General features: G+C 73.2%; 18 protein-coding genes. 3 read left to right on the top strand and 15 right to left on the bottom strand.

The window, feature by feature from the left end; all coding sequences use genetic code 11:
• Positions 1–130: 130 nt before the first annotated feature.
• The 3 genes from NBZ85_RS08155 to NBZ85_RS08165 form a co-directional block, all read right to left on the bottom strand.
• The gene (locus tag NBZ85_RS08155) at positions 131–1,981 is read right to left on the bottom strand and encodes a choline/carnitine O-acyltransferase (RefSeq protein WP_261561743.1); all 1,851 of its coding nucleotides are present in this window, start codon (positions 1,979–1,981) and stop codon (positions 131–133) included.
• Positions 1,982–2,131: 150 nt separating this feature from the next.
• Positions 2,132–3,091 (bottom strand): class I SAM-dependent methyltransferase, encoded by a 960-nt coding sequence (locus NBZ85_RS08160; RefSeq protein WP_261558664.1) that lies wholly within the window; start codon positions 3,089–3,091, stop codon positions 2,132–2,134.
• A 66-nt stretch (positions 3,092–3,157) separates the two neighbouring features.
• Entirely contained in the window at positions 3,158–4,027 is an 870-nt protein-coding gene (locus NBZ85_RS08165) for a HalD/BesD family halogenase (protein ID WP_261558665.1), read from the bottom strand.
• A gap of 487 nt (positions 4,028–4,514) precedes the next feature.
• Here NBZ85_RS08165 and NBZ85_RS08170 point away from each other — a divergent pair, with 487 nt between their 5' ends.
• Positions 4,515–5,903: a cation:proton antiporter gene (locus NBZ85_RS08170; RefSeq protein ID WP_261558666.1), complete on the top strand. Its 1,389-nt coding sequence runs from the start codon at positions 4,515–4,517 to the stop codon at positions 5,901–5,903.
• On the opposite strand, the gene NBZ85_RS08175 is transcribed toward NBZ85_RS08170, so the two are convergent.
• The 5 genes from NBZ85_RS08175 to NBZ85_RS08195 form a co-directional block, all read right to left on the bottom strand.
• Entirely contained in the window at positions 5,885–7,111 is a 1,227-nt protein-coding gene (locus NBZ85_RS08175) for a styrene monooxygenase/indole monooxygenase family protein (RefSeq protein WP_261558667.1), read from the bottom strand. The genes NBZ85_RS08170 and NBZ85_RS08175 overlap by 19 nt on opposite strands.
• Positions 7,112–7,150: 39 nt before the next feature.
• Positions 7,151–7,693, bottom strand: a complete 543-nt coding sequence (locus NBZ85_RS08180) for a GTP-binding protein (protein ID WP_261558668.1) — start codon at positions 7,691–7,693, stop codon at positions 7,151–7,153.
• 50 nt (positions 7,694–7,743) lie between these two features.
• Complete coding sequence (locus tag NBZ85_RS08185) at positions 7,744–8,130, bottom strand: DUF742 domain-containing protein (protein WP_261558669.1); 387 nt, start codon at positions 8,128–8,130, stop codon at positions 7,744–7,746.
• Between the two features lie 73 nt (positions 8,131–8,203).
• The gene (locus NBZ85_RS08190; RefSeq protein ID WP_261558670.1) at positions 8,204–8,641 is read right to left on the bottom strand and encodes a roadblock/LC7 domain-containing protein; all 438 of its coding nucleotides are present in this window, start codon (positions 8,639–8,641) and stop codon (positions 8,204–8,206) included.
• Between the two features lie 128 nt (positions 8,642–8,769).
• Positions 8,770–10,215 (bottom strand): sensor histidine kinase, encoded by a 1,446-nt coding sequence (locus tag NBZ85_RS08195; protein ID WP_261561744.1) that lies wholly within the window; start codon positions 10,213–10,215, stop codon positions 8,770–8,772.
• Between the two features lie 407 nt (positions 10,216–10,622).
• Between NBZ85_RS08195 and NBZ85_RS08200 the strand changes: the two genes are divergently transcribed.
• Positions 10,623–11,063 carry a hypothetical protein gene (locus tag NBZ85_RS08200; RefSeq protein WP_261558008.1) on the top strand — a complete coding sequence of 147 codons (441 nt, stop codon included), beginning with the start codon at positions 10,623–10,625 and terminating at the stop codon, positions 11,061–11,063.
• Positions 11,064–11,122: 59 nt separating this feature from the next.
• Here the strand turns inward: NBZ85_RS08200 and NBZ85_RS08205 are convergent, their stop codons facing one another.
• Both NBZ85_RS08205 and recQ read right to left on the bottom strand, forming a co-directional pair.
• Positions 11,123–12,724, bottom strand: coding sequence for a protein kinase family protein (locus tag NBZ85_RS08205; RefSeq protein WP_261558009.1), 1,602 nt, complete (start codon positions 12,722–12,724; stop codon positions 11,123–11,125).
• Positions 12,725–13,043: 319 nt separating this feature from the next.
• Complete coding sequence (recQ, locus tag NBZ85_RS08210) at positions 13,044–15,017, bottom strand: DNA helicase RecQ (RefSeq protein ID WP_261558010.1); 1,974 nt, start codon at positions 15,015–15,017, stop codon at positions 13,044–13,046.
• A 239-nt stretch (positions 15,018–15,256) separates the two neighbouring features.
• On the opposite strand from recQ, the gene NBZ85_RS08215 reads away from it, so the two are divergent.
• Positions 15,257–16,981 (top strand): serine/threonine-protein kinase, encoded by a 1,725-nt coding sequence (locus NBZ85_RS08215; protein ID WP_261558011.1) that lies wholly within the window; start codon positions 15,257–15,259, stop codon positions 16,979–16,981.
• 33 nt (positions 16,982–17,014) lie between these two features.
• Here NBZ85_RS08215 and hypE read toward each other — a convergent pair whose 3' ends face one another.
• From hypE to NBZ85_RS08240, 5 genes are all read right to left on the bottom strand, one after another.
• The gene (gene hypE, locus NBZ85_RS08220) at positions 17,015–18,127 is read right to left on the bottom strand and encodes a hydrogenase expression/formation protein HypE (protein WP_261561745.1); all 1,113 of its coding nucleotides are present in this window, start codon (positions 18,125–18,127) and stop codon (positions 17,015–17,017) included.
• Between the two features lie 14 nt (positions 18,128–18,141).
• Positions 18,142–19,287 carry a hydrogenase formation protein HypD gene (hypD, locus tag NBZ85_RS08225; protein WP_261558013.1) on the bottom strand — a complete coding sequence of 382 codons (1,146 nt, stop codon included), beginning with the start codon at positions 19,285–19,287 and terminating at the stop codon, positions 18,142–18,144.
• Positions 19,284–19,550: a HypC/HybG/HupF family hydrogenase formation chaperone gene (locus tag NBZ85_RS08230; RefSeq protein WP_261558014.1), complete on the bottom strand. Its 267-nt coding sequence runs from the start codon at positions 19,548–19,550 to the stop codon at positions 19,284–19,286. Before NBZ85_RS08230 ends, hypD begins: the two co-directional genes overlap by 4 nt.
• 4 nt (positions 19,551–19,554) lie before the next feature.
• Entirely contained in the window at positions 19,555–22,029 is a 2,475-nt protein-coding gene (gene hypF / locus NBZ85_RS08235) for a carbamoyltransferase HypF (RefSeq protein WP_372517760.1), read from the bottom strand.
• A partial coding sequence (locus NBZ85_RS08240) for an NHL repeat-containing protein (RefSeq protein ID WP_261561746.1) occupies positions 22,026–22,888 on the bottom strand: 863 nt, incomplete at its 5' end. The genes NBZ85_RS08240 and hypF, both read right to left, overlap by 4 nt.

Consider the following 22,888-nt stretch of genomic DNA (forward strand, 5'->3'; position numbering starts at 1 on the left):
ACGCCCGGCCGGCAGTCGTTCGTGGTCAGGCCGTCGTGAGGTGGGCGGTCCCGCCCGGCCCGGCAACCGAGGCGGGGCCGGGCCGGGCGGAGGTCAGTGAGGACGGGCGGAGGTCAGTGAGGAGCGGAGGTCACTGCGCGGAGGGCTCGGCGGCGAGGAGGTCCTGCAGCTCGCGCAGGGCGATCGTGAGCTGCTCGGCGAAGGCGTGCAGGCCGTCGGCGACCGTGCGCGGGGTGCTCAGGTAGAGATTGAACCGGTCCGGCAGCAGCACGTAGGCGACGCCGATGCACTGGCTGCTCGTCGAGCCGAAACCGAAGAACTCGACGTTGACCGACGGCGCGGAGCTGGTGCTCAGAAAGTCGTCACGGGTCTTGAGCCAGCCGGGGGTGTCGTAGAGCTCGATCGGCTCGGTCACCCCGAGCTCGGCGCCGCGGCGGCGGGCGATGAACTGCAGCTCCCACAGGTGCTGCTCGGGGGCGCGCCCGGCCTGGCTGTCCTTCGCCCGGCGCACGTGGGCGTCGGCGGCGGCGCGGAACGCGGCCCGCTTCGTCGCCGGGTCCGCGGCCGGGTCCTGCATCGCCGCGACGAACTGGTGGATCTGCGGGGTGATGACCCGCATCGCCTCGGTGCGGCCGCGTCGCCACTGCCGGGTCGCGATCGACTCGTAGGTGGCGCCGACGTGGCCCTTCGCCCGGAGGTGGGCGAGCTGGTAGGCGAGCTGGACGAAGGCGTCCGGCGAGGTCTTCAGCGCCTTGGCCTGGTTCTGGCCGAAGTCGTCGAATGTCAGCACGGTCGAGGCGGTCGCCGCGGCGAAGTCCGTGAACGACGTGCCGGCAGCGGCGATGTCCGCGCGCAGGTCGGCGTCGAGAACGAACTCGATGGGTTCGACGGCGGGCAGGCCCTGCGGCTGGGCGCCGGAGCTCGCCGAATGCTCCTGCGGGGAGGTGGACAGCAGGTCGTCGACGAAGCTGAGGATCGTCGTGCCGTCCAGGCCGCAGTGCTCCACGTTGATGCCCGCCCGCCCGTCCGGGAAGACGATCAGCGAGACGGCCTTGTCGAACCAGCGGTTGCCGGCATCGCCGTGCAGGAGCTGGTCGCAGGCGGCGAGGTTGTCGGCCGGGGTGGCCTCTTCCAGGCAGAGGCAGAACAACGCGGTCTCGATGGTGTCGAGCGCGGCGGCGTTGGCCGGGTCGAGGGCGGACAGCCGCTCCCGGCTCTGCGCCCAGGCCGCGCGCGCCTTGGTGGTGAGCTGGCCGACCGCGGCGTCGGCCGGTGCCCGGGTCGGCGCCGCCTTGAGCACGGCGGTCAGGCCCGCGGCGAGGTCATCCAGCGTGTAGGGGTGACCGTCCGGGCCGACCACGTCGAGCCGGACGAGGTTCCCCCGGTGGAGGACCGCGATGTGGCGGGCCGCGGAAGGGCCGGGCCAGGCGTCGCTGTACGGGGTGCGCACGGTGTCCTGGACGGCACCCGGGATGCGGGTGGTGGAGAACAGGAAGGTGTTCTGCGCCATCGACAGCACCTGGCCGCGCTGGCGGACCGGTTCGATCCGCTCGTCGTCGAGGCGCAGCTTGTAGTCGACGGCCGCCGCGATGAGGCCCGCGGCCCGCTCGACCTGCGGCTGCTCCGCCGCGCAGGCGGCGGCGTCGTCGGCGAACAGGAAGATGTAGTTGGCGTTGAGCGCGATCCTGTCCCGCCGGCCGAGGTAGCGGGAGTCCCAGAAGTCGTCCAGCCAGCTGTGCACGCCCTCGGTCGCCTCGTAGCTTTCCAGCGCGGCGTGCAGAACCGGGCCGGGGCCGTCGGAGCCCTGGAAGGCGGTCACGGCCGCCGCGGTCGTGGCGCGCTCGGCCGGGGTGAGCAGGGGCGCGGACCATTCGAGGAAACGCTCGCAGCTCGCCGCGAGCGTGGGCAGCGGCACCCGGGGCAGCAGGTCGTCGTAGGCGAAGGTTCCGGTGGTGCGCTGGTCGGGTGTGGTCGCGTTCATCCTGGGCCTCGGCTTGTCTCAGGGGGCTCGGTTTGTCTCAGGTTCTCGGCTTGTCTCGGGGGGCGGCTGGAGCTCGAGGGTCCCATGAGTCGAACGGATTGTGCGGGTCGTCGCCACCCCTGGGTGGTGCCAACTCCCTCACCATGGCGCTCAGGTCCGCCGCCCGGTCAGGGTGCCGGCCGGCTGCTGGCCGAAGACGGGCCGGTTCGCGCCGCGGCCGGCGGCGCCGCGCGGCCGGGAGACGTGCAGCTGGGCGTAGAGCCAGCCCTCGGTCTCCAGACCACGGGGGTCGACGCCCACCGAGGCCAGCGTGTCCAGGACCTGTTCCTGCTCCTGGGCGGAGGCGAAGCGGCGCTGCGGGAACACCCCGTCGACATGGACGGTCTCGTAGCCGAGCTCGTCGAGGGTCTCGGCGAACGGCGCGAAGGGGAACATTCGCAGCACGAAATGGGCCATCCATGGCCGCCGCTCGCCGGTCGCACGGGCGACCCGGGCGAGCGTCCGTTCGCTGACGTAGCCGATGCAGCCGGTGGAGATGACGAGGTCGGTGCCGTCGAGGCGGGCGCGTTCGGCCTCGGTGGGGTCACGCTGCTCCAGGTCGGCGCAGACGGCCTCGTCGAGGAAGCCTGCGGCCAGCGCGTAGGAGACCGCCGGCTCGGAGGCGTCGAGGCCGATGAAGCGGGTCCCGCTCGACCGGCGGTGCGCGCGGACGAGTTCGCGGTCGCGGTCCAGCAGGACGTTCCGCGCCGGGCTGGGCTGGGCGCCGTACCGCTCGAACAGGTCGTCCATCGTCAGGTCGCAGCGCAGCAGCGCGGCGTTGATCCCGTAGGAGCAGCCGATGTCCAGCACGGTCGGGGGAAGCCGCCGCTGCGCCCGGCATTCGTCGATGAGCCGGCTGAAGAACGGCTTGGCGAGCTGGGGGATGTGGTAGCCGAGCGTTCGCAGGGTGCTGAAGTAGGCGTGCGGGTCGGGCTGGGTGTAGATGTGGTCGAGGGTGACCTTGCCGGTGTCGTCGAACCGCAGGCCGTCATCGAACGGCCCGGCGGGACTGTTACCGGCGGGACTGGCGTCGGTGGGGTTGGCGTCGGTGGGGTTGGCGTCGGAATGCACGCGGGACGCTCCTCCTCGAACGGCGGTGCGGCTGTCAGGACCGGCGAGAGCTCGACGAGGGCGGTTTCAGTCCAGCAACGCGTCGACGCGCACGGCGTTCGCCTCTGCGGCCAGGTGGCCGGGCAGGACGCGGCCGAACAGCTGACGAGTGCGGGCGACGCTGCCGACCACTCCCGGCCGCTCGGTGTAAGCGAAGATCGCCGAATGTCGGGCGATGTTGCCCTGGACGGGACTGACCCGGTGCATGGAGTAGCGCCCGAGGAAGAGCTGTAGGTCACCGGGACGGAGGGTCAGTCGCCGGACGAGGCGGGAGCCCTCGCCGGCCAGCACGGCCCGGACGTCGGAGAAGTTCTCCGCCTGCGCCGTGCGGATGTTCGAGCAGTACTCGAACTCGCCGCCGCACTCCGGTTCCTGGGTCAGCAGGCTGACCGCGAACTCGTTGGTGTCGAAGTGCCAGGGGTGTTCCAGGCTCGGCGCGATCACGTTCAGGCACAGCCCGGCCAGCGGGTCGGCAAGTTCGTGTACCCGCGACAGCCCGAAACAGGCCGCCACGAAGCGCTGGAACGGCTCGCTGCGGTAGAGCCGGTGGATGGCGAAGTCGGCGGGAATCTGGTCCCGCGCGACGAAGGCGTTACCCCGGCGCATGGCGAGCCGACCGGGATGGTCGGTTGGCAGCGTCGAGTCGACCGCAATGTTGTAGGCGTTGACGGTCTCGACCTCGTCATAGGCCAGCGGGGCCACGGTGGCACATTCCCGGGCGACGGCCGGAAACACGTTGGGGTGGATGAATCCCGGTAGCACGCAACAACCGTCTGTACGCAGATTGTGCCGCGCGCGTGAGACGGCGGTCCACCACAGCGGGTTGGCCGGGTCGGCGAGGGGGTAACTCGTCGTGTCGACCAAATCGCTGATTGACCAAGATTCCGCCGTACTCATGACACTCCTCTCGCCATCCGTTCACGGCTGTTCCCGGCAACGTGAACCGATCGTGACCGGAACGGGAATTACCCCATGTTGACCCGTAAGTCACGATGGTGAAGGTTAGTGTGAGATGCGACACGACTGGGCGGTTGGCTGGTCTGGACTGTTGGCGTGCGGAGTTGTCCGGCTGCTATAGCCGGGCCCAGTTTCCTCTTGCTCGCGGGTCCGGAGAGAGGTGCTGACCTGCGTCTTTGCGGTCTTCGTGGCGCGGCAGGCGGACTCCGGGCCGCATCGCACTCACCCGTTTTCACCAGTGACACCCACCCAAACGTGCTACCAGTTCACCGAGTCATGGCGAGAGCGGCGGGGAGCGTTCGCGTCAGGGTCGTCCTCCGACCGGACGAATCGACGAGCGTCGCTGACTACCATCTGTGTCAGCCCGATCTCGATTCTGGTGGCGGCCGTGGACATTCACGGGCTGGAGGACGAAAGGACGCCCGCAGTGGCAGCCTCGCGTGCGGACCATGTCGTCGCCGTCGTCTTCGCGGATGCGGCGCTCATCATCGCGCTCAGCGCGGGGTTCGCGCAGGTGGCTCGCCGGTGCCGGCAGCCCGTGGTGATAGGTGAGATCGTCGCGGGTCTCGCTCTGGGCCCGAGCCTGCTCGGCCTGCTGCCGGGGGATCTGCCGAGGACGCTGTTCCCCCCGGACATCCGGCCCTACCTGAACATCCTGTCCCAGCTCGGCCTGGTGCTGTTCATGTTCGCCGTCGGCTACGAACACGACCTCGGTGACGTCCGCCGCCGGGGACGGCTGACCATCTCCCTGGCGGGCGCGTCGATCCTGGTGCCGTTCGCCGGCGGCGTCGGGGTCGCCGCCGTCCTGCATCCATGGCATCGGGATGTCGACGGAAAGGCGGTCGGCCTCCTGCCGTTCGCGCTGTTTCTCGGCACCGCGATGGCCATCACCGCGCTTCCGGTGCTCGCCCGCATTCTCACCGAGCGGCGCCTGGCCGGTGATCCCGTCGGGCGATTGGCGCTGACCTGCGCGGTGATCGGGGACGCCCTCGGCTGGTGCATGCTCGCCGTGGTCGTCGCGGTGGTGAACTCCAGTGGCCCGTGGGGATTCCTGCGGATGGTCGGCGAGCTTGCCGCCCTTCTCGCCGCGCTGGCGGGTGTCGTGGCGCCGCTGGCCCGGGTGCTGGCGCAGCGGGCGGCGGCGCGGGCGGATCCGCGCGACGTCGCGCCGGCCCTGCTCACCTTCGCCGTCGTCGGCCTGCTGAGCTGCGCGTGGGCGACGGCCGAGATCGGGCTGCACCCGGTGTTCGGGGCATTCGCGTTCGGGGCCGCGCTGCCCCGGTCGAGTATCGGTCGGCTCGCCCCGGACCTGGGCGTGGACCTCGGGCGGTTCGGGGCGATCCTGCTGCCGGTCTTCTTCGTCTCCGCCGGCCTGTCGGTGGATCTCGGTGCCGTGGGCGGGCGCGGCCTGCTCGAGATCCTGCTGATCGTCGCGGTGGCGTTCACGGCAAAGATCATCGGGGCGGGTGGTGCCGCCGCGCTGTCGGGGCTGGGGCGCCGCCGGTCGGCGACGTTCGCCGTGCTGATGAACACCCGTGGGCTGACCGAGATCGTCGTGGCCCGGATCGGCCTCGACATGGGCGTCCTCGACGAGACGACCTTCACCGCGCTCGTCGTGATGGCGCTGCTGACGACGGCCGCCACCGGCCCGCTGCTCGATCGCCTCGGCATCCCCGTGCCGAGCGTGGCCCCCATCCCGGCCACCCGGTCACCGCTCGAGGCTGCCGCACCGGCGCCGACTGGGGCGCCGACCGGGGCGCCGACCGGGGCGCCGACCGGGGAGGATCGGCGGCTGCCTCAGAAGCCGGCGAGGTAGGCGGCGGTCTTCGCCGGGTCGAGGAACCAGTGCTGGTAGTCGCTGGGGTCGTCGAAGCCGTTGACGAAGCGGCGGGCGACCGCCTCGTGCGCCCCGGCCGCGCCGAGGATCTGCTGGACGTGCTCCGGCGGCGGGGCGAGCAGCGCGTTCGTCCAGGTGGTGACGTGCTGGGCGTGGTCCCAGTACCGGTCGAAGGCGGTCTGCATGAACGCCCGGTCAAAGGGCTTGTCGCCGTGGGCGAGGATGCTGTCCAGGTAGGAGGCGGCGCACTTCGCGGCGTTGTTCGCGCCCTGCCCGGTGATCGGGTCGTTGGCGACGACGACGTCGGCCATCCCCAGCACGGCCCGGCCGGAGGGCAGCTCACCGATCGGCCGGCGCACGACCGGGGTGTAGCCGCCGGCAAGCGTGGCGTTGCTGTCGGTGAGCTCCACGTCGACGCAGCGCTCGTACTCCCACGGCACGTACGTTCGGGTCAGCTCGAGGATGCGCCGCAGGTGCTCGGCGGGTTCGGGGTGGTCGTCCCAGCAGTCCAGCGGGCCGCCGGGGATTCCCTCGAAGAACAGGATGTCGCAGTTCCCGCTGAGCGTGTATGCCGGGATGGCGAACAGCTCCCCGGCCCCGGGGGCGATGTTGAAGCGGACGCCGGGGGCGTCGGGGTGCTCGGGACGCGGCGCGAGCCCGTGCACATAGGCCAGTGACAGCACGCGCTGCGGGGCGGTGTAAGGCGAGCGGTCGGCGTCGCGGTCGAACAGGCCGACCAGCTCCCCCTTGCCCGCGGCCACGATGACCAGGTCGTACAGCTCGGCGAGGGAGTTCAGGTCGGAGGTGGTGACCCCGGAGACGATGAACGTGCCGCCGCGTTCCTCGAACAGCTCCGCCCAGCCGGCCATCTTCACCCGCTGGTCGATGGACTGGGCGGGATGGTCGAGCCGGCCGAACCAGTCCAGCGCCCGGGTGCCGTCCGGCGCGGCCAGCGACACGCCGAGCCCCTCGATTCCGACCGCGTCGGCCTCCCACAGGTTCAGGCCGTGGTCGCGTTCGTGCTGCAGCGCCGTGTGGAACATGGCCTGGGTGGACATCACCCGACCGGATCGGATCTCCGCGGGGGTGCGCGCCGACATCATTGTGACGTCGTAGTCGTGCTCCCGCAGAGTCAGGGCGAGCTGCAGGCCCGACTGACCGGCGCCGACGATCAGGATTTTGGGCATGGGTGCGTGCTCCTCGAGGGTCAGGCCGGGGACGATGGGTCAGGCCAGGGACATGGCGTAGCGGACCAGCTCGCGCAGGGCCTCGGCGGTCGAGGCCGGGTTCCGTGCGTCGCAGGTGATCAGTGGGATGTCGGGGCGCAGGGCGAGGGCTTCGCGCACCTCGTCGAGGTCGTGCCACAGCCGGCCGTCGAACAGGTTCACCGCGACGAGGAACGGCACCGTCGAGTCGTGCTCGAAGTAGTTGACCGCGGCGAAGGACTGGTCGAGCCGGCGGGTGTCGGCCAGGACGATCGCGCCCAGCGCGCCGCGGGACAGGTCGTCCCACAGGAACCAGAACCGCGCCTGGCCCGGCGTGCCGAACAGGTAGAGCACCAGGTCGGAGTCGAGCGAGATGCGGCCGAAGTCCATGGCGACCGTCGTCGTGGTCTTCTCGCCGTGCGGGGGCAGGTCGTCGATGCCCTCGCTGGCCTCGGTCATCCACGCCTCGGTGTTGATCGGCGGCACCTCCGACACGGAGCCGACCAGCGTCGTCTTGCCGACGCCGAACCCGCCGGCGATCACGATCTTCGCCGAGATCGTCAACTGCTCCGGATCGGCGTCGGCGACCGCGGCCTTCCCAGGTGTGTCCCCGCTCAGACCGGCAGCTCCCGCAGGCCGCTGAGGATCCGTTCCAGCACGCCACGGTCATGGGAGTAGGCGTGCGCCGTCGGATGGATGAACACCGCCCCCTGGGTGGCGAGGTCGCTGATGAGCACGCGGACGACCCCGAGGGGGATCGACAGCATCGCCGACAGTTCGGCGATCGACAGCTGCGCACGGGCCCGTTCGTAGAGCGCCTTCGACTCGGGCATCAGCGACTCGCTCAGCGCCGGGTCGTAACTGGGGACCGAGACCAGCGTCTCCACCAGCAGGTGGTGGCGGGCCCTGGTGCGGCCCCCGGTCAGCGCGTACGGGCGGATGCGCCGGCTGCGTGTCCGCGGCGTCCGCGGCGACGGTCCCGGCGCGCTGTCCAGCGGCATCGTGATCACGATCCTTGATGGTCTCGGCACTGCAGGGTCCGGCTCCGGCACGGCACCGGCAAACGTTCTGGCACTACAGCTGCGGGCCGGCGAGGACCCGGCGCAGGTTCGCGCGGGTCTGCGGGGTCAGCGCATGGCCGGCGTGCAGCACGAACTGGGTCATCTCGTAGGCCACGACCTTCATGTCGCAGTCGGCGTCGGTGAGCACCGCGAGGCCCGCACCGTCATCGATGCCCATGAACAGCAGATATCCCGACGACAGCCGGACGATGATCTGCTCGCAGGTCCCCTTGTCGAACAGCGCGGCGCTGTTGCGGGCGAGGCTCAGCATCCCGCTGGCGATCGCGGCGAGCTGCTCGCTCTCGACGATGCCGATCGTGTCCGAGGCGGTGAGCGACAGCCCGTCGGAGGAAAGGATCAGCGCGTGGGAGACCCCGTGCACCCTGGCGACGAAGTCGTTGATGAGCCAGGTGAAATCGTCGTGTCCCTGGAGATGGGTCGTGCCCGTCACCATGGGCTCGGAGTGGATGCCCCGGCCCTGAGGCCGGAGAGGAAACGCCGCCCTGGATCGTTCACCGGTGGTTCTTCTTTCCCTAGGTCCCCTGCCCTGAGGCGGGGGGAGGACGTCAAGGTTGTTTCTCAGGCCCCTCGCTGCTCGTCCCGGGCGGCGCGTTCCCCCTCGGCGAACGCGCCGAGATCGGCGAGCAGCCGTTTGTGGTCCGCCTCCCGACCGGCGGCCGCTGCCGTCGACGGTGCTGCCGGTGGTGCTGCCGCCGGCGGCGGTGGCGGCGGTGGTGCCGGCGGCGGTGGTGCCGGCGGCGGGGCCGCGAGCGGCCCGGTGCCGTTCTTCAGACTGCGTGACACCCGGCGAGGCAGGCCGCTGGCGGTGGCCGCGCCCACTGCCGAGCCCGAGCCCGAGTTCGGCGGCGGACTCGGGACGGGCCGCAGCACCGGTGCGGCCGGGGCGGGCCGCGCGGAGTGGGCTGCCGGTGCGGCCGGGCGTGGGCGGGCCAGGTGCGCGGCCCGGCGTTGCGGCAGTCCGACGGGCGCGGCAACGTGCGCCGAGGACCCGAGGGTGCGTACGGCGGCGACGGGCGCGGCGGTCACGGTCTGGGCGCCCGACCAGCTTGCCTCGGGTAGTTCGCAGATCAGCGCCGCGGGCAGCAGCACCGAGGCGGTCGTCCCGTGCGGATGGCGCCGGTCGAGCCAGGTGCGCATCTCGTGCCGGGCCGCGATCCGGCCCACGACGGCCAGCCCCATGTGCCGCACGGCGTCGTCGTCGAGTGCCGGGGAGGCGCGCAGCCGATCGTTGAGCCGGCGCATCCGCTCCGGCGGCAGCCCGATGCCCTCGTCCTCGACCCGCAGCAGCGCGCTGCCCTGCTCGGTCAGGTGCACCCCGACGCGTACCGGCGTTGTCGGTGGGGAGGACTTGGTGGCGTTGTCGAGCAGCTCCGCCAGCAGCCGGCCGACGTCCTCCGCGGCGAACCCGACGATGCCGAGCGGTACCACGCGGCCGATGGTGACGCGTGAGTAGTGGTCGATGGAGGACATGGCCGCGCGGATCACGTCGACCAGCGCCGCGGTCTCCGAGGCCGTCTCGCTGGCGTCCCGCCCGGCGAGGATGCGCAGGTTCTCGGCGTTACGGCGCAGCCGGGCGGCCAGATGGTCGAGCTGGTAGAGCTCGGCGAGCCGCTCCGCGTCCCCCTCTCGGGCCTCCATCTCCTCGAGCTGGGAGAGCAGGCCGTCCACCAGGTTCAGATCGCGCAGGGCGACGTCGGCGCAGATCGCCGACAGCGCCTGCGTGGCCGTCGCCGCGGGCGTGACCGTCGGCGCAGCGGCGTTCGTGGGCTGGGCGACGGAGGTCCCAGGAAGAACAGAGGTCCCAGGAAGGACGGTGGGCGGGACCACCGGCTGCGTCGGCGAGCCGGCGTGGCCCGGCGCAGGGGTCGACGGCGGTGCCGCGACGGGGGGGACGGCCGGGCGGGAGTGCACCCCGGGCGAAGCGAGGAGCTGCGCGGCGACCTCGCGGGAGTTTTCGAGCAGCGCACGCGATCGTTGGAACAGCTCTCGAGCTCGTGTCGTCATCCCGTCCTTACTGCTCTCTCTCGTGCGGGTCTGGCGCGCTTCCGGTCACCCCCGTCAGGGTGATATGCAATCAGACCCCCGGCAGGCTCGTCCAACCGACTTGCCCGATCCCGGGCTGACATGTCCCTAGTTGTTCCTACCGCTGCCAGGAAAGGGCGCTGCTGACTGTGGCGGTATCGTCGGTAACGCTGGATGAACGCGTCGGGCGCGTCGGGGTACGAAACATTTCCCGTTACCCGGAGAACAATGTTGCATCAACAGGGCAGCTACGGCGTGGATAAACGTGGGCGGGTCCATCGTCCGAAGCGGCACCGTCGGCTGCCGACGGCGTGCGCCGGTCGCCCCCGGCGGCCGGACATCCGGCCGCGCCCGCTAGCCTCTGCTCCTTCCACGAGCAAGGGGAGCCGATGAAGAACTGGCGGGTGCTCGCCCTGACCCTCCTCGTAGCCGTTCTCGCGGCGTGCGGAGGTTCCGGGGGTTCCGGGAGTTCCAGCGGCGCCGCGGGATCCGGCGGGCCGTCGCCCGGGGCCACGCCGACGGCCGGCGCGTCGGCCGCGGGCGGGACGAGCGCGTTCGACCTGATGCACGACTCCGAGGCCGCGGCGGCGTTCGTGACGGCGTTGCGCGCGCAGTTCCCCGCCCTCGCGGCCGGCCGCAGCGACACCGCGCTGCGCGACGACGGCACCCACATCTGCCTCGACGACCTGCCCGAGGGCGGCGACCGCCTTGCGCTGGCCCGCATCCCGCCCCGGTTCGCCCACGGCGGCATCACCCCCGACCAGCCGACCGCCGGCGCCATCCTGGCCCTGGCCCGATCAACGGTCTGCGCCGCCGCCTCGACCCCGTAGCGCCGGAGTGGACCCGAAGCATCCCGAAGCGGCGGCGCAACCGCACCCGCGGGTCCCCGTCAGTAGCCGGAGCGGGCGAGATGGTCGGCGCCGACCCGCAGGGCGTCGGCGAGGACGCGGATGCGGGCGGGGCGACGGGCCGGGTCCGAGTCGAGCGCCCGCACCAGCACCTCGTCGAGGGTGTCCGGCACCGGGAACGGCAACGGGAGTCCCCGCAGCGGCGCCGGCCCGCCGCGCGCCGGTAGGACGCCGGTCAGGCAGTGGTAGGTCATGGCGGCCAGCCGGAAGACGTCCGTGCGGATCCCTACCCGCGGGACGTGCAGTCCCAGCCGATCCTGCTCGGGGGCCCGGTACTCGGCCGGCCCCTCCCCGGCGCGGCGGGTCACCGTGGCGAGTCCCAGGTCGCGCAGCGTCGGCGGCGTCGGGTGCGCGACGGGACCCGGCAGGATCAGGCCGTCGGGGGTCAGGGCTCGGTGGCTGTGCCCCGCCTCGTGCAGGGCCGCGAGGAGATCGGCCGCGCCGGCGGCGGTGCGCAGCAGGGCGGCGGCGTTCGCCAGGTTCGGCGCCCACGTGCGGGCCGCCGCTTCGCGCCCCTGCGCCGGCGACGTTCCCCAGGGCCTCGGGCCTGCCGTGGATCGCGGGGACGGGCAGTTGGGACCGGTCGGCCGCACCGGGCGGGGACGGGCTCGGGCCGCCCCCCGGTCGGCGCGGCGCGCGGGGCCGAAGACCTCCCGCCAGGTAGGGCCCGCCAGCCGGCCGGAAAGCAGGCCCGCCTCCACCGGTGTCACCTGGCCCTCGATCAGTTCGGGGAGGCCGGGACGCCCGCCGATCTCGGCGAGCAGGCGGATCTGGCTGTCCACGGTCGCGAGCTGCGCGTCCGCCGTAAACCCGGGCCGGCGTACGAGGACGTGGCGGAACCACACCGGGCGTGGCGCCGGACCGGTCAGCGAGGCGGTCCCCTCCCGCAACACCCAGGACTCGTCGCCGCCGCGCCGCTCCCGCGGGTCGCCCTCCAGCAGGCAGGCGCGGGCGGCCACCTGCACCGTCTCCCCGCCAGACCAGGACACGTCGGTGGGTGTGGCGCGCCGCGCCGGCGGGGTGACGGCGGCCGATGTCGGCCCGTTCGCCGCGCCCGACCAGGCGTAGCCGGCCGCGCGGGGCCAGGCGTAGTAGGCGGCGCGCACGTGCGCGGCCACCGGTCGGCCGAGCCGGGCCCGCAGACCGCTCTCGTCCCACACCTCGATGCGGATCGAGGTCGCCGCCTGCTGCTCGCGCCGCCAGCGATCCCACCACATCGCCGTGGGATGGTCCATCGAACCGGGAACGCAGAGAATCCACCGGTCGATCCGGTAGCCGTGCTCGCGGGCATTGCGCACCGCGGCCCGGAACGAGTCCCGGATCTGCCCGCGATGGTGCTCCCGGACCTGCGGCAGGAAGTATTTGGCCTGCCAGACGATGATCCGGTCGTCGAGGCGGCCGAATAACACGTCGATCCCGGCGTCACCCGGGTTGGCGTTTAGCTGGCGGGCGCCGGGATGCAGCGCATCGACGAGCTGCGCGATCATCTGTTCGAAATCGTCACCTGCGCCGGCCTCGCTGTGCGTGCGCAGACCGTGTACGCGAAAGTCGGCGGGGAACGGGCCAAGGCGCGGATCCGGCATGCGAGATCGCTCTTCCCGGGGCAGCGGAGGGAGACATCGGCCGATTGATCCTAGCCGATTCGCCCTGCTCTGGCTTGCTCCGGGACGGTCCGCCGGCCCTCGCCGCCACGCCCGGCGCGCAGCCCGCGGGAGCCGGCGCGAACAGCCCGCCCGACGCATACTCTGCGGCACCGCGATTTCCCGCGCACCGCTCCGCGCGCGGCCGCCCTGCCTTTCGTGCTTTTTTCTCATGTGGGCGGGATGGTCGGGATCCTGTCGCGCCCTGCCCGGATTTCCGTTCATCCAGCGCCAGGGAGCAGGCCAGGCGATGGTTCTCCGCTCAGTCCGGTTCGGGTGCCTCGGCGGCGTCGGAGAGGACGTCGAGGAGCTGCTGGCCGTATTTGGCGAGCTTGTTCTCGCCGACGCCGCTGATGGTGGCGAGTTCCGCGAGGGTCGTCGGCATCCGGGTGGCGATCTCGCGCAGCGTCGCGTCGTGGAAGATCACGTAGGCGGGGACGCTCTGCTCCTTCGCGGTGCCGCCGCGCCACGCCCGCAGCTTCTCGAACACCGGCGCCGCCTGCGCCGGCAGATCCACCGGTGCGGCGCGCCGGCTCCGGCTCCCGCTCTGGCCCGCGCCCTGGCTCGCGGCGTCACCGCTGGAGCGGGCGCTCGACCTCGCGACCCGCTCGGGCTCGCGGCGCAGCGCGACCGTGCGCGCCCCGCGCAGCACGTCGGCGCTGGCCTCGGTGAGCGCCAGCGTGCCGTGCTCGCCCTGGACGGCGAGCAGCCCCTGGGCCAGTAGCTGGCGCACGACCCCGCGCCATTCGAGCTCGCGCAGATCCTCGCCCACGCCGAAGACGGTCAGGGCGTCGTGGTGGTGCTGGGTGACCTTGGGCGTCGACCGGCCGAGCAGGATGTCGACGATGTGGCCCGCGCCGAAGCGCTGATGACGCTCCCGGTCGAGGCGCAGCACGGTGGAGAGCAGCTTCTGGGCGGCGACGGTGCCGTCCCAGGACTGCGGTGGTTCGAGGCAGGTGTCGCAGTTGCCGCAGGCCGCGGTGCCGTGCTGACCGAAGTAGGCGAGCAGGCCGACGCGGCGGCACTCGACCGTCTCGCACAGGGCGAGCATGGCGTCGAGATGGGTGCTCAGCCGGCGGCGGTGCGCCGTGTCGCCGGGGGAGGCGTCGATGAGCCGACGCTGCTGGACGACGTCCTGCAGGCCGTAGGCCAGCCAGGCGGTGGAGCGCAGGCCGTCCCGACCGGCACGCCCGGTCTCCTGGTAGTACCCCTCAACGGATTTCGGCAGGTCGAGGTGGGCGACGAAACGGACATCCGGCTTGTCGATGCCCATGCCGAAGGCGATCGTCGCGACCATGACGATGCCGTCCTCGCGCAGGAAACGGGCCTGGTTCTCGGCCCGGACCCGGGAGTCGAGCCCCGCGTGGTACGGCAGCGCGGGGATCCCCTGGCCGGCCAGGAACTCGGCGATCTTCTCCACCGACGCCCGCGACAGGCAGTAGACGATGCCCGCGTCGCCGGGGTGCTCGGTGCGCAGTAGATGCAGCAGCTGCGCCTTCGGCTCCTTCTTCGGCACGATGCGGTACTGGATGTTCGGCCGGTCGAAGTCCGCGACGTGATGGTAGGCGTCCGTCAGACCCAGCCGGGTGGTGATCTCCCTGTGTGTCTCCGGGGTGGCGGTCGCGGTGAGGGCGACCCGCGGCACGCTCGGCCAGCGTTCGTGCAGCATCGACAGCATCAGGTAGTCGGGCCGGAAGTCGTGCCCCCACTGGGCGACGCAGTGCGCCTCGTCGATCGCGAACAGTGCGATCGAGCCCCGGTCGAGCAGGCGCAGCGTCGCCTCGACCCGCAGCCGCTCCGGCGCGAGGTAGAGCAGGTCGAGCTCGCCGGCGAGGAAGGCCGCCTCGACCGCCCGCCGCTCGTCGAGGTCCTGGGTGGAGTTGAGGAAGCCGGCCCGCGCGCCGAGCGCCCGCAGCGCGTCGACCTGATCCTGCATGAGGGCGATGAGCGGGGACACCACGATCCCGGTGCCCGGGCGGACGAGGGCGGGGATCTGGTAGCACAGCGACTTGCCGCCGCCGGTGGGCATGAGGACCAGCGCGTCGCCGCCGTCGACGACGTGCTCGATGATCTCCTGCTGGCCCGACCGGAACGACTCGTAACCGAAGATCCGCCGCAGGACCTGCGCCGCGGCACTGCCGGTGGCGGTGGCGGTGGCACTGCCGGTGGCGGTGGCTGCGGCGGGAGCGCCCGACGGCTCGGCGGGACGCCCCTCGGGGTCGGGCGGCAAGGTCATTTTGCCACCCTACGGCCATCCGTCCGGGTCGGCGGTCCCGCGGTCCGCGGCTGTGGACAACCGCAGTAGTCCACAGCCTCGCAGCGTTTGTGGAGGTCAGAAAGCCGACGACCAGGGGCTGACAGGTGCGGGCTCGCTACGATCCAGATGATTTGTCACCGCGACGCCCAGTACCGGCGGGAGTTGTCCACCCGTGGGCTCGGCGCTGCCGCGGTCCGGGCCGAGGAGAAGATCGCGTCATGTCAACCGACCCGGAGCAGGTCGCGGTCGCGACTCTGCGCCTCACCGATCCCGTCCAGGTCGGGCCCCACCGCCTGCTCGGCCGGCTCGGCGGCGGCGGCATGGGAGTGGTCTACCTCGGCGACGGCCCGCTCGGTCGGGTCGCCATCAAGATCATTCGTTCGGAGCTGGCTGACAACCCGAGCTTCCGGATCCGTTTCCAGCGGGAGCTGCAGGCCTGCTTCCGGGTCAACGGTCGGCACACCGCCAAACTCCTCGACTTCGACATCACCGCCGAGCCGCCGTGGCTGGCCACCGAGTTCCTCGCCGCCTCCACCCTGGGCCAGCACCTCACCCGTCACGGCGCGCTCGGCGAGGCCGACCAGGTGCGGCTCGCGGCCGGGCTGGCCGACGCGCTCGTCTCGATCCACGCGGCCGGCCTCATCCACCGCGACCTCAAGCCGTCCAACGTCATGTGGACGGCTTCCGGGCCCATCGTCATCGACTTCGGGGTCGCCGCGGTGCGTGACGCGGGCCAGCTCACCGCGACCGGCACCCTGATCGGGACGCCGGCCTGGCTGGCCCCCGAGCAGATCACCGCCGGCGAGGTCGAGGCGGCCTCCGACGTGTTCGCCTGGGGCGCCCTGGTCGGCTACGGCGCCACCGGGCAACCGCCGTACGGGGAGGGCCCGTCCGACGCGGTGACCTACCGGATCGTCCACGAGGAACCCCGGGTGGACTATGCGCGGATCGCGCCGCCGCTGCGCGAACTCGTCCGCCGGTCACTGTCCCGCGAGCCCGGCGAGCGACCCACGGCCACGGAACTGCGCGCCGCCCTCGCGGGCGCGGTGGGGCCCGGTGCGGCGGTGGGCACGTCCACGCCGAGCGACAGCGACCGGCCCGACGGCTCCGGCGGCCCGGTCGGGACCGCGCCGAACCGGGACATCACCCTGACCGTGCAGACGCCGACGCCGCCCAGCGGCCCGCCGCCGTCGCCCCCGCCGATCCCGCCGATCCCGGCCGGCGGCGAGCCGCCCGTCGGGGGGCGCGACGGCGCCTCGGGGGTGGTCGGCGGTACCCCGCCCTGGAACCTGTCGGGCGCGGGCCCGGGGGATTCCGCCGGTGGGCCACGGCGTCGGCGCCGCGGCAGGCTGCTCGGGCTGGGCGTCGCAGTGGTGGTGCTGGCGGCCGCGGCCGTCACCGCCGTGCTGCTGACCCGCGGTGACAGCGCCGGCGGCGGCGGGACGAGCACCTTCACCTACACCGCTGCCGGGCCGTGGCGGCTGCTCATCGCCGACCGCCAGACGGGTGACGACGTCGGCTGCACGGTGTCGCTGCACGGTGCCGGCAACCCGGCCGGCGTGGCTGCGCCCGACACCACCTGGGGGGACAGGACGTTCCAGGTCCATCAGACCGGCCGCTTCGACCTCGACGTCACCCCGTCCTCGCCCGGTTGCCGGCTCACCGCCCTGCCCGGCGGCGGCGACGCGACCTTGCCGTTCATCGTCCAGCAGACCGGTGACAGCAGCGCCTTCAGCGCTCCCAGCCGCGTCGAGGTTCTGATCAAGGACTTCAACGGCAGCGAGACCTGCGAACTGGTGCTGCGCGACGTCGCCAGCGGGGAGAACGTCGACGTCGCGACCGCGACGCACGACGCGTCGACCGTCACCCTCGACCCCGGTGGCCGCCGCCAGGTCTACCTGGCCGCCACCGACTGCGCGGTGCGGATCGGCGCCGCCGGCTGAGCCGGGAGGCGCCGGCCAGACTCGGTCGACGCCTCAGCAGATGCGGGGGAGTTGTTCGCCGAGCGGCCGGTCGACGATGCGGTTCCCGCCGAACGCCGTGCGGGCGACGACGACCCCCGGATGTTCCGCGGTGACGGAGCCGATCACGACGGCGTCGCGGCCCGCCGGGTGCGCGCGCATCGCGGCGAGCACCGCGTCGGCGTCGGCCGCGGCGACGAACGCGACGAGCCGGCCCTCGCACGCCACGTGTAGCGGGTCGAGGCCGAGGAAGCCGCAGGCCGCCTCGACCACGGGCGGCACCGGGACGGCGGACTCGGTGAACTCGATGCCGGCCCCGGCCGCGGCGGCGACCTCGCACAGCGCGGTCGCCAGCCCCCCGCGGGTCGGGTCCCGCAGCGCGTGCACCCCGGGGACGGTCGCGGCCAGCATGGCGGCGACCAGCCCGTGCAGCGCCGCGGTGTCGGAGTGGACGTCCCCGCCGAACTCCAGCCCCTCGCGCACGCTGAGCACCGCGATCCCGTGCTCGCCGATCGGCCCGGAGACGATGATCCGGTCCCCGGGCGCCGCCCGGTCGGGCCGGACGTCCACCCCGGGCGGGACGAGTCCGATGCCGCTGGTGTTGACGTACAGGCCGTCGGCCAGGCCACGCTCGACGACCTTGGTGTCGCCGGTGGCCAGCCGCACCCCGGCCGCGGCGGCGGCGCGGCCCATCGCCTGTGCCACCCGGCCGAGGACGTCGAGCTCCAGCCCCTCTTCCAGGATGAACCCGGCCGACAGCGCCAGCGGGACCGCGCCGCGGCAGGCGAGGTCGTTGACGGTGCCGTGGACGGCGAGTTCGCCGATCGAACCGCCGGGGAAGAACAGCGGCCGCACGACGTAGGAGTCCGTCGTGAATGCCAGCCTGATCCCGCCGACGGCAAGGACCGCCGCGTCTGCCAGTGCTGTGTCTGCCAGTGCTGTGTCCGCCATGGCCGAGGTCGGATCGCGCCGCGTCGTCGAGCTGCCGGCGGCGAATGCGGGTAGGAACAGGTGTTCGATCAGCTCGCCGGTGAGTACGCCGCCGCCGCCGTGGCCCAGCACGATTCGCTGATAGTCGCGCAGCGGGGCCGGGCAGGCCCACCCCGCCATGTCCGCCGTGTCTGCCATGCCTGCCAGGTCCGTCACGTCTGCAGCCCGGCAGCCGGCCCGGGGGACCCCGGGGTTGCAGCGGCGCCGGCCGGGGCGAGACGCCGGTACTGGAAGTAGGCGGCGCAGGCCCCCTCCGCCGAGACCATCGTCGCCCCCAGCGGGCGGCGCGGGGTGCAGGACGTGCCGAACGCCGCGCAGTCCGGCGGCCGGATCAGCCCCTGCAGCACCGCGCCGCTGCGGCACGCCGCCGATTCGGCGACGGTGAGCCCGCCGACGTCGAAGCGGATCTCCGCGTCGAAGTCGCGCCACGCGTCCGCGAGCCGCCAGCCGGAGTTCGGGATCGTCCCGATGCCCCGCCAGGCCCGATCGCACACCGTGAACACCTCCGCCAGGATCTTCCGGGCCGCCGGGTTGCCCTCGGGCTGCACCGCCCGCTGGTAGGCGTTGGCGAGCTCGGCCCGGCCGGCCTCGAGCTGCTCGACGGCGTGACGGACCCCGTCGAGCAGGTCCAACGGCTCGAACCCGGTGACGACGATCGGCATCCGGTGCTCGGCGACCAGCGGCTCGTACTGCTCGACGCCCATCACCGTGCACACGTGGCCGGCGGCGAGGAAGGCCTCCACCCGGTTGCCCGGGGCGGTGGCGACCGCACTCATCGCCGGCGGGACCAGCACGTGGCTGACGAGCATCGAGAAGTTCGTCAGGTTGCGGCGCCGTGCCGTCACCGCCGCCAGGGCGTTGGCCGGCGCGGTCGTCTCGAAGCCGACCGCGAAGAACACGACCTGCCGGTCGGGGTGCGCCTCGGCGAGGTGGACGGCGTCGAGCGGCGAGTAGACCACCCGGACATCCCCGCCGCGGGCCTTGACCGAGAACAGGTCCGTGCCGCTGCCCGGCACCCGCAGCATGTCGCCGAACGAGCAGAAGATCACCTCCGGACGGGCGGCGATCGCCAGCGCCCGGTCGATCATTTCCAGTGGCGTCACGCAGACCGGGCAGCCGGGCCCGTGGATGAACTCGACCTGGTCGGCGAGGAGCTGGTCGAGCCCGTGCCGGATGATCGCGTGCGTCTGCCCGCCGCAGACCTCCATCAGCGTCCAGCGCCGGCTCGCGGTGGCGGCGATCGCGTCGAGCAGCCACCGGGCCAGTTCCGGGTCGCGGAACTCCGTCAGGTACTTCAAGGCCCCACCTCGGCTTCGGCCGCGCCGAGCTCCGCGTCGAGCAGCCCGAGTTCGCGGAACATCGCCAGCGTCTGCCGCGCGGCGTCCTCGTCCACTCTCGTCAACGCGAAACCGGCATGGATGATCGTGTACTGCCCGACGGTCGCGTCGGGCAGGTAGGCCAGGCACACGGACCTGATGACGCCGCCGAAGTCGACGAGCGCCATCCGGGTGCCGCGGTCATCCCAGATCTCGGTGATCCGGCCGGGTATCCCCAGGCACATCGCGTCAAGCTCCCTTCCCGCCGGATACCGGCGCCGGATCCGGGCCGCCGGCCAGCGCCGCGACGGCCGCCTGGCCGAGGGCCAGCCCGCCGTCGCCCGGCGGCACCACCTGGTGAACGAGGACGTCGAAACCGGCGTCGGCCAGGCGGGCCCGGCAGGCCCGCAGCAGCACGACGTTGGCGAAGACCCCGCCGGTCAGCCCGACCAGCCCGACGCCGTGCCGCCGCCGGGCGACCTCGGCGATGCGGGTCACCGCAGCCGCGACGGCGAGGTGGAACGCCCCGGCCAGCGCGGGCACCGCCACGCCCGCCCGCAGGCCGTCGACGAGGCCCGCCAGCACCGGCGCCGGCGCCAGGACGCCGTCCGCCAGCCCGAAGGCAAGCGGCCACCCACCCGAGCCGGCCGCGAGCGGCCCGGCGGCGAGGGCCTCCAGCTCGACGGCGGCCTGCGCGGAGTAGGTGGTCCGCTGTCGCACCCCGAGCAGCGCCGCCACCGCGTCGAACAACCGGCCCATGCTGCTGCTGGGCACGCAGGCGATGCCCCGGTCCAGGGCGGTGCGCACGGTCCTGCGCTCCGCGGCGGAGCAGGCCCGTACCGGGGCCAGGTCCGCGGACCAGGGCAGGCCCGCCGCCGCCAGGTGGGCCAGGGCCACCCGGCACGGGTTGCGCACCGCGGCGTCGCCGCCGGGCAGTAGGACCGGGCGCAGGTGGGCGATGCGCTCGGCGCGGGTGATGTCGGAGCCGACGAGGAGCACCTCGCCGCCCCAGATCGTGCCGTCGCCGCCGTAGCCGGTGCCGTCGAAGGCGACGCCGACGGCGGGTTCGCCCAGCCGGCCGTGCTCGGCGAGCAGCGCCGCCACATGCGCGTGGTGATGCTGCACCAGCCGCAGGGGGCGGTCGGCGCCGGCGGTCCGCTGCGCCCAGGCTCGGGTGGTGTAGCCGGGATGGGGGTCGGCGGCGAAGGCCGCGGGTTCGACGCCGTGCAGGCGCGCCAGCCGCGCGCCGGACCGCTCGAACGCCGCGATCGCCGCGAGGCTGCCCAGGTCGCCGAGATGCTGGGACAGGATGGCTCGCCGCCCGGTGGCCAGGCAGAGCGTGTTCTTCAGCTCGCCGCCGGCGGCGAGCACCGGCCCGACCGGGCGGGGGAGATCCACCGTCAGCGGGACGTAGCCGCGGGACCGGCGCAACGGCACGACCTGCTCGTCGTCGCAGCGCACCACCGAGTCGTCGCACGGCGCCAGGATCGGCCGGTCGTGGGTGAGGAAGGCGTCGGCGAGCCCGTCGAGGCGGGTGCGCGCCTCGACATCGTCGAAGCAGATCGGCTCACCCGAACGGTTGGCGCTGGTCATCACCAGCAGCCGCGGCGGCGGGTTGCCGCCCGGGACCGGCGCGAACAGCAGATGGTGGATCGGCGTGTACGGCAGTAGCAGCCCGATGAGCGGGCTGCCCGGCGCGACCAGGTCCGACAGCGGTGCCCCCGGGGCGCGGCCGGTGACCACGATCGGCCCGGCCGGCGCGGCCAGCAGCGCCGCCACCGCCGGCGAGACGTCCCCGACTTCGGCCGCGGTCGCCAGGTCGCGGGCCATCACCGCGAACGGCTGGTCGGGTCGACCCTTGCGCTCGCGCAGCCGGGCCAGGGCGTCGTCGTCCTCGGCGTGGCAGGCGAGGTGGTAACCGCCGATGCCCTTGATCGCCACGATCGCGCCGGCCGCCAGCGCCCGCTGGGCTGCCGCGAGCGCCGCATCGGCGTCGGTCACCGCCGGTTCGCCTGCCGGTTCGCCTGCCGGGCCGAACCACAGCCGGGGGCCGCAGCCCGGGCAGGCGATGGGCTCGGCGTGGAAGCGGCGGTCGACGGGGTCGGTGTACTCGGCCGCGCAGCGCACGCACATCGGGAAACGCGCCATCGTCGTCGCCGCCCGGTCGTACGGCATCGCCTCGATGATCGTGAACCGGGGGCCGCAGTTCGTGCACGTGATGAACGGATGGCGGTAGCGCCGGTCCGCCGGGTCGAACAGTTCCCGCAGGCAGTCCGCGCACACCGCCGCGTCCGGGGGCACCATGGTGCGCGCGCCGGCCGCGGCCCTGCTCGCCACGATCCGGAACCCGGCCCCGCCCGCGTGGAGGATGCCGCCAGGTTGGCCGGCGTCGCTTCTCCGGACGGTGTCGCCCGGGTGGAGCGGCCCGGGAACGTCGGTCACCGTGATCCGGTCGACGCGGGCGAGGGGCGGCGCGGACGGCGCCAGCAGGCGCAGGAACTCGGCCACGTCGGCGGCGTCGCCGTCGACCTCCGCGAAGACCGAGGTCGAGTCGTTGCCGACGAAGCCGGTGAGCCCGAGGCCGCTCGCCAGCCGGTGGACATGGGGCCGGAACCCGACCCCCTGCACGACGCCCTCGACCACGAGCCGCCGACGTACCCGCCCGCCCGGCGGGCACGTCACGGCCCGCTCGTCGGCGTGTTTGTCGGCGCGTGTCGTGGTCACGGCCGCCGTTCCCAGATCATGACCCGGTTGTTGCCGGAGTCCGCGACGGCGAGCCGGCCGGCGTGCAGGGACAGGCCATACGGCCAGCAGAACGTGTCGGCGGTGACGCTTGACCAGCGGTTTTCCCCGGTGTCGGCGAACGTCGGCTGCCCGAGGACCGCGGTGGCCGGGGCGCCGGTGTCCCGCGGCAGACCGTCCCAGAGCAGGATCCGGTTGTCGGCGGTGTCCGCGACGGCCAGCAGATCGCCGTCGCAGTCGGCGGCGTAGGGGAATCGCAGCGTGCCGGCCCGGCCGGGGGCGTAGGGGAATTCGCCGCAGCCGGTCAGGTTGGTCTGGCCGAGGGCCAGGTCCGCGGCGGTGTCGGCGTCGGGATGGGGGGCCCAGCCGAGCAGCCGGTGGTTGCCGGCGTCGGCGACGAGCAGCCGCCCGGCGTCCCCGGTGACGTCGTGCGGCCAACGGAAGGTGTCAGGTCCGGCCGGGCCCCCGCGGTTGTCCTCTCGGCTGGTCGGATCGGGCTGGCCCAGGATCAGGTCGGGCGCCCGATCGGGGGACGACGGCAGGCCGCCCGACCAGCCGAGCACCCGCCGGTTGCCGGTGTCGGCGACGTAGAAACGCCCGCCGATCACGGCCACGCCGAATGGCCAGTAGAAGGTGGTCGGCCCGCACGGCCCGCCGCGGTTCTCCCGCACACTTGCCGCGTCGGGCTGGCCGAGCACCAGGTCGGGAGGGGTATCGGTGGCCGTCGGGACGGTGTCCCAGACGAGGATCCGGTGGTGCCAGGCGTCGGCGACGACGAGTCGTCCGTCAGTGACGACGATCCCGGTGGGCAGGTGCATCCCCCGTTCGGGCCCCCGCCCAC

Source organism: Frankia tisae (assembly GCF_025403405.1).
Lineage (GTDB): Bacteria > Actinomycetota > Actinomycetes > Frankiales > Frankiaceae > Frankia > Frankia tisai.

Excerpts from the sequence above, each read along its gene's own strand:
- recQ (WP_261558010.1), bottom strand. The coding sequence starts at position 15,017 with ATGACCTTGCCGCCCGACCCCGAGGGGCGTCCCGCCGAGCCGTCGGGC.
- hypE (WP_261561745.1), bottom strand. The coding sequence starts at position 18,127 with ATGGCAGACACGGCGGACATGGCGGGGTGGGCCTGCCCGGCCCCGCTG.
- NBZ85_RS08165 (WP_261558665.1), bottom strand. The coding sequence starts at position 4,027 with ATGAGTACGGCGGAATCTTGGTCAATCAGCGATTTGGTCGACACGACG.
- NBZ85_RS08185 (WP_261558669.1), bottom strand. The coding sequence starts at position 8,130 with ATGCCGCTGGACAGCGCGCCGGGACCGTCGCCGCGGACGCCGCGGACA.
- NBZ85_RS08205 (WP_261558009.1), bottom strand. The coding sequence starts at position 12,724 with ATGCCGGATCCGCGCCTTGGCCCGTTCCCCGCCGACTTTCGCGTACAC.
- NBZ85_RS08200 (WP_261558008.1), top strand. The coding sequence starts at position 10,623 with ATGAAGAACTGGCGGGTGCTCGCCCTGACCCTCCTCGTAGCCGTTCTC.
- NBZ85_RS08175 (WP_261558667.1), bottom strand. The coding sequence starts at position 7,111 with ATGCCCAAAATCCTGATCGTCGGCGCCGGTCAGTCGGGCCTGCAGCTC.
- NBZ85_RS08195 (WP_261561744.1), bottom strand. The coding sequence starts at position 10,215 with ATGACGACACGAGCTCGAGAGCTGTTCCAACGATCGCGTGCGCTGCTC.
- NBZ85_RS08230 (WP_261558014.1), bottom strand. The coding sequence starts at position 19,550 with ATGTGCCTGGGGATACCCGGCCGGATCACCGAGATCTGGGATGACCGC.
- NBZ85_RS08215 (WP_261558011.1), top strand. The coding sequence starts at position 15,257 with ATGTCAACCGACCCGGAGCAGGTCGCGGTCGCGACTCTGCGCCTCACC.
- NBZ85_RS08155 (WP_261561743.1), bottom strand. The coding sequence starts at position 1,981 with ATGAACGCGACCACACCCGACCAGCGCACCACCGGAACCTTCGCCTAC.